This is a genomic window from Williamsia phyllosphaerae (genome assembly GCF_014635305.1).
GTDB lineage: Bacteria > Actinomycetota > Actinomycetes > Mycobacteriales > Mycobacteriaceae > Williamsia_A > Williamsia_A phyllosphaerae.
In genome coordinates, this window is record NZ_BMCS01000001.1 from 1,983,200 (window position 1) to 1,999,427 (window position 16,228).

9 protein-coding genes are annotated in these 16,228 nt (G+C 67.3%); 7 read left to right on the forward strand and 2 right to left on the reverse strand.

Annotated features, from left to right (window positions below; all coding sequences use genetic code 11):
- Positions 1 to 13: 13 nt before the first annotated feature.
- The 7 genes from IEV93_RS09470 (at position 14) to IEV93_RS09500 (ending at position 13,712) form a co-directional block, all read left to right on the forward strand.
- A complete protein-coding gene (locus IEV93_RS09470; RefSeq protein ID WP_188490483.1) occupies positions 14 to 1,300 on the forward strand; it encodes an MCE family protein in 1,287 nt (428 codons plus the stop codon).
- Positions 1,297 to 2,538: an MCE family protein gene (locus IEV93_RS09475; RefSeq protein ID WP_188489074.1), complete on the forward strand. Its 1,242-nt coding sequence runs from the start codon at positions 1,297 to 1,299 to the stop codon at positions 2,536 to 2,538. Before IEV93_RS09470 ends, IEV93_RS09475 begins: the two co-directional genes overlap by 4 nt.
- A 78-nt stretch (positions 2,539 to 2,616) precedes the next feature.
- Positions 2,617 to 3,339, forward strand: coding sequence for a hypothetical protein (locus tag IEV93_RS09480; RefSeq protein ID WP_188489075.1), 723 nt, complete (start codon positions 2,617 to 2,619; stop codon positions 3,337 to 3,339).
- Positions 3,339 to 4,457 carry a hypothetical protein gene (locus IEV93_RS09485; RefSeq protein WP_188489077.1) on the forward strand — a complete coding sequence of 373 codons (1,119 nt, stop codon included), beginning with the start codon at positions 3,339 to 3,341 and terminating at the stop codon, positions 4,455 to 4,457. Before IEV93_RS09480 ends, IEV93_RS09485 begins: the two co-directional genes overlap by 1 nt.
- Before the next feature lie 377 nt (positions 4,458 to 4,834).
- Positions 4,835 to 8,323, forward strand: a complete 3,489-nt coding sequence (rpoB, locus tag IEV93_RS09490) for a DNA-directed RNA polymerase subunit beta (RefSeq protein ID WP_188489079.1) — start codon at positions 4,835 to 4,837, stop codon at positions 8,321 to 8,323.
- Positions 8,324 to 8,354: 31 nt separating this feature from the next.
- Positions 8,355 to 12,311, forward strand: a complete 3,957-nt coding sequence (locus tag IEV93_RS09495) for a DNA-directed RNA polymerase subunit beta' (RefSeq protein WP_188489081.1) — start codon at positions 8,355 to 8,357, stop codon at positions 12,309 to 12,311.
- 228 nt (positions 12,312 to 12,539) lie between these two features.
- Positions 12,540 to 13,712, forward strand: a complete 1,173-nt coding sequence (locus IEV93_RS09500) for an NAD(P)/FAD-dependent oxidoreductase (RefSeq protein ID WP_188489083.1) — start codon at positions 12,540 to 12,542, stop codon at positions 13,710 to 13,712.
- A gap of 54 nt (positions 13,713 to 13,766) precedes the next feature.
- Here the strand turns inward: IEV93_RS09500 and IEV93_RS09505 are convergent, their stop codons facing one another.
- Positions 13,767 to 14,885 (reverse strand): amidohydrolase family protein, encoded by a 1,119-nt coding sequence (locus tag IEV93_RS09505; protein WP_229704998.1) that lies wholly within the window; start codon positions 14,883 to 14,885, stop codon positions 13,767 to 13,769.
- Positions 14,878 to 16,221 (reverse strand): type I glutamate--ammonia ligase, encoded by a 1,344-nt coding sequence (locus IEV93_RS09510; RefSeq protein ID WP_188489087.1) that lies wholly within the window; start codon positions 16,219 to 16,221, stop codon positions 14,878 to 14,880. The genes IEV93_RS09505 and IEV93_RS09510 overlap by 8 nt, the downstream gene beginning before the upstream one ends.
- Positions 16,222 to 16,228: the final 7 nt, after the last annotated feature.

Consider the following 16,228-nt stretch of genomic DNA (forward strand, 5'->3'; position numbering starts at 1 on the left):
CGCCCCCGTGCGTATGACACGGCGGACGGCGACGTCGGTCGGCATGCTGGCGATGGTGTCGCTGATCGCCCTGACCGGCTGTGGGATCAGCGTCCAGTCGCTCCCGCTGCCCGGTGGTGCCGACACCGGTGACAAGCCGCGCACCTACAAGTTGCAGTTCTCCGACGTCCTCGACCTGGTGCCGCAGTCCGCGGTCAAGGTCGACGGCGTGACGGTGGGCAGCATCACCGACATCGCCATCGCGCCCGACCAGTGGTCGGCCGAGGTGACCGTCGAGGTCAAGAACAAGATCGACCTGTCGAACAAGGCCACGGCCGACATCTCGCAGACGAACCTCCTCGGTGAGAAGTTCGTGTCGCTGGTGGATCCGAACTCGAACGCCGGCGCCGCGCGTCAGCCGTCGAACGTCGCGATCCCGATGGCGCGCACCAAGACCTCCACCGACATCGAACAGGTTCTCGGCGCACTGTCGCTGCTGCTCAACGGTGGCGGCATCGCACAGCTCAAGCCGATCGTCGACGAGCTCAACACCGCGCTCGACGGCCGCACCGGCAAGGTCAAGTCGTTGCTCAACCAGACCGGTCGTCTGATCAAGACACTCGACGACCAGAAGGCCAACATCACCCGGGCCATCGACGGTCTCGCGGTGTTGTCGGACCGGACCGAGAAGCAGACGGCGCAGATCAACCGGATCCTCGATCAGCTGCCCGCCGGCGTGAAGGTTCTCGAGGACCAGCGCCCGCAGTTCGTGACCCTCCTGCAGAAGTTGGACGGTCTCGGTCAGGTGGGTGTCGACATCCTCGGCCGCGCACGCACCGAGATCGTCACCGACCTGCGTGCACTGCGTCCGACGCTGCAGTCACTCGCGAACGCGGCTCCGGACCTGATCACCGCGCTCCCGCTGCTGCCGACGTATCCGTTCCCGGATGCCCTGCTGCCGGGTGTGCGTGGCGACTCGACCAACCTGTTCGCCACGTTGGACCTGCGTCTGCTCAACCAGCTCGAGGCGCTCGGTGTGGGTCAGCCACAGCCGAAGTATCAGCCGGTCGGCTCGGGCCCCACGCCCAGGCTCGACCCGCGTAACCCGTACACCAACGGAAACGGCCCGCGTGCGGGCTTCCCGACGGTGACGTTGCTGCCGCTGCTCAACGCACGGCCGGGACCGAACACCCCGCCGTCGGGTGGCCAGTACACGTTGCTGCCGTCCCCGAAGCAGGGTCAGACGGCCCTCACCGGCCCGATGGCGATGCTGCAGGGTGCGACCGGTACCGCAGGAGCGAACGGAGGGACCGGCCGATGATGTCCAAGCTCGTCAAATGGCAGCTGATCGTCTTCGTGATCGTCGGTGTCGTCGCGATCGTCTACGTCGGCGCGACGTACGCCCGTCTCGACAAGCTCGTCGGTATCGGCCAGTACACCGTGCACGCGGACTTCAAGGACTCCGGCGGCATCTTCACCAACGCCGAGGTCACCTACCAGGGTGTCCCGGTCGGACGGGTCGGCTCGTTGGAGCTGCGGCCCGACGGTGTCCGGGTGAACCTGCTGCTCGACTCCGGCGGCCCGAAGGTGCCGGCGTCCTCGCAGGCGGTGGTGGCCAACCGGTCGGCGATCGGCGAGCAGTTCGTCGACCTGCGTCCGGCGTCCGCGAGCGGCCCGTACCTGAAGAACGACTCCGTCATCTCCGACACGTCGATCCCGACCCCGGTCCAGGACGTCATCTCCAGCGCCGTCGACTTCACCGGATCGGTTCCGCTGAACGACCTGACCACGGTGGTCACCGAGCTCGGCAAGGCCTTCAACGGCAACGGTGAGAACCTCAGGGGCCTCGTCGACTCGCTGTCGAACCTGGCCAAGACCGGCAACGACAACCTGCCGCAGACGATCTCGCTGATCCGCAACGCCGACACGGTGCTCGGGACGCAGGCCGACCAGTCCGACGCGATCCTGGACTGGTCGAAGAACCTGGGCCTGATCACCAACCAGCTCGCGACCAGCGACCCGGACCTCCGTCGACTGCTGACCACCGGCACCGCGTCGGCCACGCAGATCTCGGCGTTGCTGACCCGCAACGGTGGCGACATCACCACCGTGGTCCGCAACCTCGCGAAGGATGTCCGCAACGTCAAGGGGACCTACCAGGCGGTGTCGCCGGCCCTGGCGATGCTGTCGGCCCTGTCGAGCGGTAGCTACACGCCCGCACCCGGCGACGGCACCATCCACTTCGGTGTCGTGCTCGAGACCAACAACCCGGCGTCGTGCACGGTGGGTTACGAGAGCACTCAGGCCGAGATCGCCGCGATCAAGAAGAAGAACCCGGACTTCGACCTGAACTACGACGACTTCCCGTTCAACACGAAGGCCAGTTGTGATGTGGCCCAGGGAAATCCGACCGCGGTCCGCGGTGCCCAGAACGCGAAGTTCGCGGACAAGTACATCCCGCAGCCCTGGGATCGCAACCCCAAGAAGGATCCCGACAAGCTGGATCTGAACCCGCTGGTCACCCAGCTGTCGTACCTGTTGGGCGTCTTCCCGAAGTAGCGTGACGCGCCTCGCCCCGGTGAGTTGGACTCACCGGGGTGATGGCGCCCACAGCTTCGATGACTACAGTGGCCTCCGATGACTACCCCTGAACCGAGTCGGCCGGAGAACGTCGCCGACACCACACCGACGTGGCGGACCAGGATCGCTCCCGCGGCTCTGCCCGTTGCCGCAGCGCTCGCCGTGGCGGCCCTCATCGCGGCGATCGTGTTCGCCGGTCTCTACGGATACCGCTGGTACGACGACGCATTCAACAAGGAGCCGGTGCAGACCGCCCGCGACGACGCCCTCGGCGGCGCCGAGCAGGCCATGCTCAACGTGCTCAACATCGACCTCAAGGACAGCAAGGCCTACCAGGACCGGCTGTCCGGATCGGTGACCGGCGCCGCGCGTACCCAGTTGCTCGGCAGCGCGGGAATCGGCCAGCTGCAGCAGGCCGCAGGCGCCGATGCGAGTCAGGCCGCGACGCTGACCGCCAAGCTCGCCCGCAGCGCCGTCGTCGAACTCAACACCGACGACAACACGGCCAAGACCCTCGTCTTCCTCGTGGTGACCTCCGCGCGCCCCAACGAGGCGTCGTCGAGTCAGACCATGGGATTCCAGGTGCAGGTGACCAAGGACGGCTCTGCCTGGAAGGCCAACAACATCCAGCCGCTGGACTCGGTCGCGATCGACAACACCGCCCCCGCGGCCGACGGCTCCACCGGAGCACCCGCAGCGAGTGGCGCACCCGCAGCCAGTGGCGCCCCGGCGCCCGCAGCGCCCGCGCCCGCCGCACCGACCACAGGAGCGGGTAACTGATGACCACGCCACGCCCACCGCGCTCGAACCCACCGCGCCGTACGCCCAAGGTCGCCGGACGCATCCCGGCCCGGCCCGTCACGCCACCCGCATCCGAGACGGCCCCGGAACAGACGACACCGGAGCAGACGACACCGGAGCAGACGCCGCCCGAGCAGACCTCGCCGCCTCGGAAGTCCCGCTTCTCGCGCAAGCCGAAGTCGGAGCAGCCCACCGCGGCCGAGACGACGCCCGTGGTGACCCCGCCTGTCGACACCCCCGCCGAGGACACGGCACCCGTCGAGACGCCCGCCGAGGACGCGCCTGCCGCCGAGCGGTCCGCGGACCCGACCGACGACACCACGCCCGACGACTCCGCGGCCGTCGACACCGCGGCGGACGCAGCGGCCGTGATCGAGACGCCCACTCAAGGCGAGCCGACCACGACCGAGGCCGACACCGAGCCCGTGGCCGCCACCGAGCCGGCGACCACCAGCCTGGAGAAGGCGGCCGGCGACGGTCCGCGGGGCAAGAACCGACCGACGACCAAGGTCTCGACGCTCAAGCCACAGTCGACGCGCCCCACCGCCCCGGCACCGGTGCCCGCGTCGGAGTCGCGCAAGGCCCCGCGAGGTCCGTTGCTCGGCTGGAAACTCGTCGGCATCGTCACCGCGGCCGCCGTGGTGTTCGCGATCGTCGCCGGGATCGCCGCGCTCCGGCCCGGGGTGTCGCTGTCGTCCAACGAGGCGTTCGTCAACTCGTCGGTGACCAGCGAGGTCACGTCGCAGGCCAACTCCCGCATCTGCACGATCTTCGGGGTGCAGTACGACAAGCTCGACCAGTGGCAGCAGACCGCCCAGGCGAACGTGACCGGGACGGCCGCCCAGCGGTTCGCCGAGTACGACAAGGCCGTGCGCGACGCGCTCGGCCAGGCCGGGCTCACCACCGGGGGAGTGGACTGTCGCGTCGACTCGGTCGGGGTGCGTTCCATCGAGGGCGACAATGCGACTCTGGTCGTCAACCTGATCCTGAGTCAGACGCAGGGGCAGCAGGCCTCGGGCAGCGGCACCAAGCGGTACCAGGTGTCGATGCAGCAGGTCGGCGGCAAATGGCTGGTCAGCAACTTCGCGGACTTCTGAGTCGACCCTTCACGGAATTTCTCCACATCGAAGTGCGCGTTCCTCTTGACTCGCCCGCCCGCTGGTTGCACGCTTGTCCACAGCGACAGATGACCGGCAGCCACTGGTTGGATCGCACCGCGTAGGGCCTCGAGCCCGTTCCCCCGTGCTTGACACGGGGTGGAGTTTTTCTGATACAGTTGGACGTTGCGCTGGCTGCCTCCTGTCCACATCACGATCAACCTTCTCGGCCACTTCTGTGTGCTGCGTGCGGTGATCGCTGAGAAGACCTCAGTCGGATCAGCGCCCCACCTATAAGGCCACCCTGTTGGCACATAGCTCGCCGGTTTTCAAAAGAAGTCGGCACACAAGAAGATTTCGTGTTGGAAGGACGCATCTTGGCAGTCTCCCGCCAGTCCACATCAACCATTCCCGGCGCTCCGCGCCGTGCATCGTTCGCAAAGCTCAGCGAGCCTCTCGAAGTACCCGGACTGCTCGACGTGCAGCTCGAGTCGTTCCAGTGGCTCGTCGGATCTCCGGAGTGGCACGCCCGCGCGCTCGCGCGTGGTGAAGAGAACCCCAGCGGAGGCCTCGACGACATCCTCGCCGAGCTCTCCCCGATCGAGGACTTCTCCGGCTCCATGTCGCTGTCGTTCTCCGATCCGCGCTTCGACGAGGTCAAGGCCTCCGTCGAGGAGTGCAAGGACAAGGACATGACGTACGCGGCGCCGCTGTTCGTCACCGCCGAGTTCATCAACAACAACACCGGTGAGATCAAGTCGCAGACCGTCTTCATGGGCGACTTCCCGATCATGACCGACAAGGGCAGCTTCATCATCAACGGCACCGAGCGTGTCGTCGTGAGCCAGCTGGTCCGCAGCCCCGGTGTGTACTTCGACTCCAACATCGACAAGACCACCGAGAAGACCCTGCACAGCGTGAAGGTCATCCCGGGTCGTGGCGCATGGCTCGAGTTCGACATCGACAAGCGCGACACCGTCGGTGTCCGCATCGACCGCAAGCGTCGCCAGTCGGTCACCGTGCTCCTCAAGGCCCTGGGCTGGAGCACCGAGCAGATCACCGAGCGCTTCGGTTTCTCCGAGATCATGATGTCGACGCTGGAGAAGGACAACACCGCGGGCACCGACGAGGCGCTCCTCGAGGTCTACCGCAAGCTGCGTCCGGGCGAGCCCCCGACGAAGGAGTCGGCGCAGACCCTGCTGGAGAACCTGTTCTTCAAGGAGAAGCGCTACGACCTCGCGCGCGTCGGTCGCTACAAGTTCAACAAGAAGCTCGGTCTGGCCGCGAACCCCATGACGGGTTCGTCGGTGCTGACCGAGGAGGACATCGTCGCGACGGTGGAGTACCTCGTCCGCCTGCACGAGTCGGAGACGAACGTGTCGGCGACGATGACCGTCCCCGGCGGCGTCGAGGTTCCCGTCGAGGTCGACGACATCGACCACTTCGGCAACCGTCGTCTGCGCACCGTGGGCGAGCTCATCCAGAACCAGATCCGCGTGGGCCTGTCCCGCATGGAGCGTGTGGTCCGTGAGCGGATGACGACCCAGGACGTCGAGGCGATCACGCCGCAGACCCTGATCAACATCCGTCCCGTCGTGGCCGCGATCAAGGAGTTCTTCGGAACCTCCCAGCTGTCGCAGTTCATGGACCAGAACAACCCGCTGTCGGGTCTCACCCACAAGCGCCGCCTGTCGGCGCTGGGCCCCGGTGGTCTGTCCCGTGAGCGTGCCGGCCTCGAGGTGCGCGACGTGCACCCCAGCCACTACGGCCGCATGTGCCCGATCGAGACCCCGGAGGGCCCGAACATCGGCCTGATCGGGTCGCTGTCGGTCTACGCGCGGGTCAACCCGTTCGGCTTCATCGAGACCCCGTACCGCAAGGTCATCGACGGCCAGGTCACCGACCAGGTGGACTACCTGACCGCCGACGAGGAGGACCGGTACGTCAAGGCCCAGGCCAACGCCATCCTCGACGACGACCTGCGTTTCACCGAGGAGCGCATCCTCGTCCGTAAGAAGGGTGGCGAGGTCGAGTTCGTCGGACCGACGGGCGTCGACTACATGGACGTCTCGCCGCGCCAGATGGTGTCGGTGGCCACGGCCATGATCCCGTTCCTCGAGCACGACGACGCGAACCGCGCCCTGATGGGTGCGAACATGCAGCGTCAGGCCGTGCCGCTGGTGCGCAACGAGGCCCCGCTGGTCGGTACCGGCATGGAGCTGCGTGCCGCCATCGACGCGGGTGACGTGATCCTGTCGGCGAAGGCCGGCGTGGTCGAGGAGGTCTCCGCGGACTACATCACCGTGATGGCCGACGACGGCACCCGGGACACGTTCCGGATGCGCAAGTTCGCCCGCTCGAACCACGGCACCTGCGCCAACCAGCGTCCGATCGTGGACGAGGGACAGCGTGTCGAGGTCGGACAGGTCCTGGCCGACGGCCCCTGCACCGACGACGGTGAGATGGCACTGGGCAAGAACCTGCTCGTGGCGATCATGCCGTGGGAGGGCCACAACTACGAGGACGCGATCATCCTGTCGCAGCGCCTCGTGGAGGAGGACGTCCTCACCTCGATCCACATCGAGGAGCACGAGATCGATGCCCGCGACACCAAGCTCGGTGCCGAGGAGATCACCCGGGACATCCCGAACGTCTCCGACGAGGTGCTCGCCGATCTCGACGAGCGCGGCATCATCCGAATCGGTGCCGAGGTCCGCGACGGCGACATCCTGGTCGGCAAGGTCACGCCCAAGGGCGAGACCGAGCTGACCCCGGAAGAGCGTCTGCTGCGTGCCATCTTCGGTGAGAAGGCCCGTGAGGTCCGCGACACCTCGCTCAAGGTGCCGCACGGTGAGACCGGCAAGGTCATCGGCATCCGCGTGTTCTCGCGCGATGACGACGACGACCTGCCCCCCGGTGTCAACGAGCTGGTGCGTGTGTACGTGGCGCAGAAGCGCAAGATCCAGGACGGCGACAAGCTCGCCGGCCGGCACGGCAACAAGGGCGTCATCGGCAAGATCCTCCCCGCCGAGGACATGCCGTTCATGCCCGACGGCACCCCGGTCGACATCATCCTGAACACGCACGGTGTGCCGCGTCGTATGAACATCGGCCAGATCCTGGAGACCCACCTCGGGTGGATCGCCAAGACCGGCTGGAACATCGACGTCGCGCAGGGCACTCCGGAGTGGGCGTCGAAACTGCCCGAGGACATGCTCTCGGCGGGACCCGACACCAACACCGCCACCCCGGTGTTCGACGGCGCCACGGATGCGGAGCTGACCGGACTGCTGTCCTCGACGCTGCCCAACCGTGACGGCGAGGTGATGGTCAACGGCGACGGCAAGGCGACGCTGTTCGACGGTCGCTCCGGCGAGCCGTTCCCGTTCCCCGTGTCGGTCGGCTACATGTACATCATCAAGCTGCACCACCTGGTGGACGACAAGATCCACGCTCGTTCCACGGGTCCGTACTCGATGATCACCCAGCAGCCGCTCGGCGGTAAGGCCCAGTTCGGTGGCCAGCGCTTCGGTGAGATGGAGTGCTGGGCCATGCAGGCCTACGGTGCGGCGTACACGCTGCAGGAGCTGCTGACGATCAAGTCCGACGACGTGGTCGGTCGCGTCAAGGTCTACGAGGCGATCGTCAAGGGCGAGAACATCCCCGAGCCGGGTATCCCGGAGTCGTTCAAGGTGCTGCTGAAGGAACTTCAGTCGCTCTGCCTGAACGTCGAGGTGCTCTCCAGTGACGGCGCGGCGATCGAGATGCGTGACGGCGATGACGAGGACCTGGAGCGCGCAGCGGCCAACCTCGGTATCAACCTGTCCCGCAACGAGTCCGCCACAGTCGACGATCTCGCCAACTGATTTCCCTGATAAGAGCTAGGAAGGTTACAACTTGCTCGACGTCAACTTTTTCGACGAACTGAAGATCGGTCTGGCCACCGCGGACGACATCCACAAGTGGTCATTCGGCGAGGTCAAGAAGCCCGAGACGATCAACTACCGCACGCTCAAGCCCGAGAAGGACGGCCTGTTCTGCGAGAAGATCTTCGGGCCGACCCGCGACTGGGAGTGCTACTGCGGTAAGTACAAGCGTGTCCGCTTCAAGGGCATCATCTGCGAGCGCTGCGGCGTGGAGGTCACGCGCGCCAAGGTGCGTCGTGAGCGGATGGGTCACATCGAGCTGGCCGCCCCGGTCACCCACATCTGGTACTTCAAGGGCGTTCCGTCGCGCTTGGGTTACCTGCTCGACCTCGCGCCGAAGGATCTCGAGAAGATCATCTACTTCGCCGCGTATGTCATCACCGCGGTCGACGACGAGCTCCGTCACAACGAGCTCTCGACGCTGCAGGCCGAGATGGAGGTCGAGAAGAAGGGTGTCGCCGACACCCGCGACTCCGACCTCGAGGAGCGCGCCAAGAAGCTCGAAGAGGATCTGGCCGAGCTGGAGCGCGAAGGCGCGAAGGCCGATGCCCGCCGCAAGGTGAAGGACGGCGGAGAGCGCGAGATGCGCAAGATCCGTGACACCGCGCAGCGTGCCCTCGACGACCTCGAGGAGATCTGGGACAAGTTCACCAAGCTCGCGGTGAAGGACATGATCATCGACGAGCGGCTCTACCGTGAGCTGATCGACCGCTACGGCGAGTACTTCACCGGTGCGATGGGTGCCGAGGCGATCAAGCGTCTCCTCGAGACCTTCGACATCGGCGCCGAGGCCGAGATCCTCCGCGAGACGATCCGCAGTGGCAAGGGGCAGAAGAAGCTCCGCGCGCTCAAGCGTCTCAAGGTCGTCGCCGCGTTCCAGATGTCGGGCAACTCCCCGCTGGGCATGGTCCTCGACGCCGTTCCGGTGATCCCGCCGGAGCTGCGCCCGATGGTCCAGCTCGACGGTGGTCGCTTCGCCACCTCGGACCTCAACGATCTGTACCGCCGCGTGATCAACCGCAACAACCGCCTCAAGCGACTGATCGATCTGGGTGCGCCCGAGATCATCGTCAACAACGAGAAGCGGATGCTGCAGGAGTCGGTCGACGCACTGTTCGACAACGGCCGTCGTGGCCGTCCGGTCACCGGACCGGGTAACCGCCCGTTGAAGTCGTTGAGCGATCTACTCAAGGGCAAGCAGGGTCGTTTCCGTCAGAACCTGCTCGGCAAGCGCGTCGACTACTCGGGCCGTTCGGTCATCGTCGTCGGCCCGCAGCTCAAGCTGCACCAGTGTGGTCTGCCCAAGCTGATGGCTCTCGAGCTGTTCAAGCCGTTCGTGATGAAGCGACTGGTCGATCTGAACCAGGCGCAGAACATCAAGTCCGCCAAGCGGATGGTCGAGCGTCAGCGCCCGGCCGTGTGGGACGTCCTCGAAGAGGTCATCGCCGAGCACCCGGTTCTGTTGAACCGTGCGCCGACGCTGCACCGCCTGGGCATCCAGGCGTTCGAACCGCAGCTCGTGGAGGGCAAGGCCATCCAGCTGCACCCGCTGGTGTGTGAGGCGTTCAACGCCGACTTCGACGGCGACCAGATGGCAGTCCACCTGCCGCTGTCCGCCGAGGCGCAGGCCGAGGCCCGCATCCTGATGCTGTCCTCGAACAACATCCTGTCGCCGGCGTCGGGTCGTCCGCTGGCCATGCCGCGTCTGGACATGGTCACGGGTCTGTTCCACCTGACGACGCTCAAGCCGGAAGCGGTCGGCGCCCTCGTCGGCTCGACCGGTGACGACATCGAGCGTGGCGTCTACTCGAACCCGGCCGAGGCCATCATGGCTCTCGACCGCGGTGCGCTGAGCGTGCAGGCACCCATCAAGGTGCGCCTGGACGATCAGCGTCCGCCCGCCGACATCGAGGCCGCGCAGTTCGACGGTGCCTGGAAGTTCGGACAGCCATGGATCGCGGAGACCACGCTGGGTCGCGTCATGTTCAACGAGCTGCTCCCCAAGGAGTACCCGTTCGTCAACGAGCAGATGCCGAAGAAGCGTCAGGCCGTGATCATCAACGATCTCGCCGAGCGCTACCCGATGATCGTCGTGGCTCAGACCGTCGACAAGCTCAAGGATGTCGGCTTCTACTGGGCCACCCGCTCGGGTGTCACCATCTCGATGACCGACGTCCTGGTCCCGCCGAACAAGCAGGAGATCCTCGACGGCTTCGAGGCGCGTGCCGACGGTCTGGAGAAGAAGTACGCCCGTGGCGCACTGACCTCCGACGAGCGTCGTGACGCCCTGGTCGAGATCTGGAAGCAGGCGACCGAAGAGGTCGGTGCGGCCATGGAGGCGCACTACCCCGACGACAACCCGATCCCGATGATCGTGAAGTCCGGTGCTGCGGGCAACATGACCCAGATCCGCTCGCTGGCGGGCATGAAGGGCCTGGTGACGAACCCGAAGGGTGAGTTCATCCCGCGTCCCATCAAGTCCTCCTTCCGTGAGGGTCTGACGGTTGCCGAGTACTTCATCAACACGCACGGTGCTCGTAAGGGTCTGGCCGACACGGCGCTTCGTACCGCCGACTCGGGCTACCTGACCCGTCGTCTGGTGGACGTGTCGCAGGACGTCATCGTCCGGGAAACCGACTGTGGCACCGAGCGCGGCATCAACACCACGATCGCCGAGAAGCAGGCCGACGGCTCGCTGATCCGCGACGCGCACGTGGAGACCTCCACGTACGCCCGCACCCTGGCGACCGATGCACTCGACGAGAGCGGCAACGTGATCATCGAGCGCGGGCGTGACCTGGGCGATCCGGCGATCGAGGCCCTGCTGGCCGCAGGCATCACCCAGGTGAAGGTGCGCTCCGTGCTCACCTGCACCACCGGAACCGGTGTCTGCGCAACGTGTTACGGCCGCTCGATGGCGACCGGCAAGCTCGTCGACATCGGCGAGGCGGTCGGCATCATCGCCGCCCAGTCGATCGGTGAGCCCGGTACCCAGCTGACCATGCGTACGTTCCACCAGGGTGGTGTCGGCGACGACATCACCGGTGGTCTGCCGCGTGTCCAGGAGCTGTTCGAGGCCCGCGTGCCCAAGGGCAAGGCGCCCATCGCCGAGGTCTCGGGTCGCATCCGTCTCGAGGACGACGATCGCTTCTACAAGATGACGATCACCCCCGACGACGGCTCGGAAGAGGTTGTCTACGACAAGATCTCCAAGCGTCAGCGTCTGCGTGTGTTCAAGCACGAGGACGGCAGTGAGCGTCTGCTCACCGACGGTGATCACGTCGAGGTCGGCCAGCAGCTCATGGAAGGTGCTGCCGATCCGCACGAGGTCCTGCGCGTGATGGGTCCCCGTCAGGTGCAGATCCACCTGGTCAACGAGGTCCAGGAGGTCTACCGGAGCCAGGGTGTGTCGATCCACGACAAGCACATCGAGACGATCGTTCGTCAGATGCTGCGTCGCGTGACGATCATCGACTCCGGTGCCACCGAGTTCCTGCCCGGTTCGCTCACCGAGCGCGCCGAGTTCGAGGCGGCCAACCGTCGCGTCGTGGCCGAGGGCAACGAGCCCGCGGCGGGACGTCCGGTCCTCATGGGTATCACCAAGGCGTCGTTGGCGACCGAGTCGTGGCTGTCGGCGGCCTCCTTCCAGGAGACCACCCGCGTGCTCACCGATGCGGCCATCAACAGCCGCAGCGACAAGCTGGTGGGCCTCAAGGAGAACGTGATCATCGGAAAGCTGATCCCGGCCGGAACCGGCATCAACCGGTATCGGAACATCACGGTGCAGCCGACCGAAGAGGCACGTGCCGCGGCCTACGCGGTGCCGTCGTACGACGACACCTACTACAGCCCGGACGGCACCTTCGGTGCTCCCGCCGGTGCTGCGGTGCCGCTGGACGACTACGGCTTCTCGAGCGACTACCGCTAGAAGTTCCTTCTGCAGAACGGCCCTCACCTTCGGGTGGGGGCCGTTCCGCTTTCCCCAGTTGGGCACCTACACCCGCCAGTTGGGCACGTACACCCGCCAGTTGGGCACGTACACCCGTCGACTGGGCGGATACGGACGACGAGTGGGCGGTCACGGCCACGTGTGTACGGTCGATGGGGTACCACAGTCGACGTGAAGCAGGGTGGCGTCTCGATCGAGGAGTCACGCATGCGCGAGACAGATCTGCTCATCATCGGTTCCGGACCGGCCGCGGTGTCGGCGGCACAGGGATATCGCGACAACGACGGCAAAGGCCGCGTCCTGCTCGTCACCGCAGATGACCACGCTCCCTATATGCGACCACCGCTGAGCAAAGATCTGCTGCAGGGGGAGTCCGGACCCGACGAGATCGACCTGCAGCCGCAGGAGTGGTTCGACGAACACGACATCGCGGTCCTCACCGGCACGGAGATCACCTCGCTGGACCCCGAGGGCCACAGCGTGACGGCCGCCGACGGCTCCGACTTCAGCTACCGACACCTCGTCATCGCGACCGGGGCCTCCCCGTCACCGCTCCCGGTCCCCGGTGGCGACACCGCGCTGCTCCTGCGCTCACTCGCCGACGCGGTGGCGCTGCGGGATGCGGCCGCCGGCGCGAGTTCCGCGGTCGTCATCGGTGCCGGATTCATCGGGTGTGAGGCCGCGGCGTCGCTGGCCTCGCGCGGCGTCTCCACCACCGTCGTCGCCCCCGAGCCGTCGCCGCAGAGCAGCCGTCTCGGCTCCGATGCGGGATCCCACTTCGCGGCACTCCTCGAACAGGCAGGCGTCCGCTACTCCGCCGGGGCACAGGTCGAGTCGGTCTCGAACGGCTCCGTCCGGCTCGACTCCGGGGTCACCATCGACGTCGACCTCGTCGTGGCGGCCGTCGGCATCACCCCTAACTCTGCATTGGCCGGCGACGCCGGCATCACACTCGACGACGGACGCATCGTCGTGGACTCCTCGATGCGCACCTCGGCCCCCGACATCTTCGCGGCCGGTGACGTCGTCACCGCGTTCAACGACACCGCCGGCCGTCACATCCCGACCGAGCACTGGCAGGACGCCGACGACCAGGGCTCGGTCGCGGGCACCGCCGCGGCGGGCGTTCGCGCGCAGTGGGACTCGGTGCCCGGGTTCTGGACGACCATCGGCGACCGCACCGTGAAGTACGCCGCGTGGGGCGACGGGTACGACCGCACGCACCACTCCGACCACGGCACCGGCGGCCCGGGGGAGTCGTTCACCATCTGGTACCTCGACGCCGAGGGGGTGACGGTGGGCGCACTGACCCTCGACCGCGACGACGACTACGAGGCGGCGACGAGCCTCATCGAAGAGGGCAAGCCCGCACCGATCTGACGGCCCCACACGGCGCAACGATGGCCCAGCGCGGCGCAACGAGAGCCCAACTCGCTAGAGGCGGTAGACGCGCCTGGCGTTCTCGCTCGCGATGAGGTCGACCACGTGCTTCGCGTCGGCGGCGCTCCACTCCCCGTCGGCGACGAAGCCGTCGAGGACGCGGGTCATCCCGGTCCGCCACAGCCGTGCGCCGAGGTGGTGGAACTCGGCGGGTCCGGCGCCGTCGGAGGAGTAGAGGATCTTGCGGAACGGCGCCAACTCGAGGAGCCGGCCCACGAACGGGGTGGCCTGCGCGCCCAGATGGGTGATGCTCAGCCCGCCGTCGAGATAGACGTTCGGATGAGCCTGTGCGAGGTAACCGGCCTCGCGCTCGTACGGGTAGCAGTGCAGCAACATGATCGGCGTGTCACCGGAGTCGGTCAGGAAGTCGTTGAGCAGCAACGGGTTCGCGGCGTGTAGATCGCAGTCGCGGTCGCCGAAGCCGACGTGGAACTGCAACGGCTTGCCCAGCCGCAGGGCCCGGTGCAGCCCGAACCGCAGCAGGATCCGGTCGGTCAGTCGGGTGCCGCCTGCGTCGCGCCACCGTTGCGCCGCGATGTCGACCAGCGCCGGTGGTGGGTCGCCGAGGTCGCCTGCGAACCCGCCCCGATAGGCCAGCACGGACTTGGTCGCGACCGCCCCCGCGGCCCGCTCGGCGAGGATCTCGTCGAAGGCCGCCGCGTAGTCGCCGGGTGCGGCTGCGGCCTGCTCGGCGACCTCCTCGAGCCGGACCACCTCGTGCGTCGACCCGCCGGAGGTCGCCGTCAGCTCTCCGGTGTCGACGAGACCGTCGGCGAACCCCGTGTCCACCAGCCAATCCGAGACCCCGGCGGCCCGCAGGAACCGGCGTGACACCTCGGCCTCACCGAGCTCGGTTCGTCGGGCGAGGTACCGATCGGCCCCGACGTGGCGTTCGAGGTCGAGCAGCGGAGCGCAGTGCGCTCGCACGGCGAACCCGACCTGTGAATCGAACCCGTCGCCGACCGCGGTCACCGGATCGGTGTCGGCCTCGTTCAGCGCGCTCTCGAAACGGATCCGATCGCCCGCGGGGACATCGACATCCGGTGCCCAACAACCGTGGACGTGATGGTCGATCAGCACCGCCGATTCGACGTGGTCGCCCAGCTCAGACACTCCAGGCCATCCGGAAGGTGTCGGCGATGTCACCGGGCGGCAACGCGGAGAACGTCTGCTCGTAGCGGCGGACGGCGACCACGGCATCGACCGCGTCGTCGCCGAGAGCGGCACGGGCGGCGGCCGATCGGTCCAACGCGTCGACGACACCGGCCTGATCGGTCGGCAGCAGCACGGTGCCCGCCGCGGTGCGGTCGGACTCGGTCTGCGACGCCGGGTCCACCAGCGTCTCCGGCGGCAGCGGCAGCTCCCGCTCGATGCCGTCGGCCGCCATCCCCAGGATCGCCGCGGTGGCCAGATAGGCGTTGGCCGACGGGTCGACGATCTTGACCTCCACGTTCGCGCCGTGCGGATTGGCGGGCCCGCCGAGAACGAAACGAACTGCCGCCTCTCGGTTCTCGGTCCCCCAGCACGCGTACGCCCCGGCCCAGAACCCGGGCTGCATCCGCAACCCCGACACGATCGATCCGCACAGCACCGCCTGGATGTCCGGGAGTCCGGCCACCACGCCGGCCACCGCCGATGCGCCCGCCGCCGTCATCCCGCGGGCCGCCGAACCGCCTGCGAGCAACGGTCCGTCCGGTCCGCTGAGCGAGAGGTGTTGGTGTGCACCGTTCCCGACACCGTCGGCGAACGGCTTGGGCGAGAAGCAGGCCCGCATGTCGAACCGGCGGGCGACCCGGCCGATGACCGTGCGTGCGGCGACCATCTGGTCCGCCGCCGCGACGGGCGCCAGCGGTGCGAGCGAGACCTCGAACTGGTTGCCGCCGTACTCGGGATGGAGCTGTTCGAGTCCGATGCCGGCCGTGCGGGCCGCGGTCAGGACCTCGCGGACGAAGCCCTCGTGCTCGAGCACCCCGGCCAGTCCGTACTGCGCCCACATGGTGGTCGGCAGCGCCTCGCCCGCCGGGTCGACGAGGACGAACTCGAGTTCGTGTCCCACCAGAGCGGTGATGCCCATGGCCGCGAGCCGACTCTCGATGCGGCCCAACGTGCCCCGCGAGCACGCCGCGACCGGCTCGGAGTCCTGGTCGTAGAAGTTCGCCGGCGCCCAGGCGACACCGTCACCCAGGATCCGGATGGCGTCGAGGTCGATGCGGATCCGCTGATCACCCACCGCGCCGAACTTGTCCGAGTAGGCGATGCCGGACTTGTCGATGGTGAACGCGTGCCACACCGGGGAGACGCCGAGGCCGATTCGACCGAACTCCGCGACACGGGAGACGTCGACGGTCTTGGCGTGGATCAGGCCGGCCGGGTTGACGACCGTGCCGATCAGGACCTCGACGCCGCCGCTGTGCAGGTGGCCGAGGACGTCCGAGTGGATGATTGCCATACGGGAC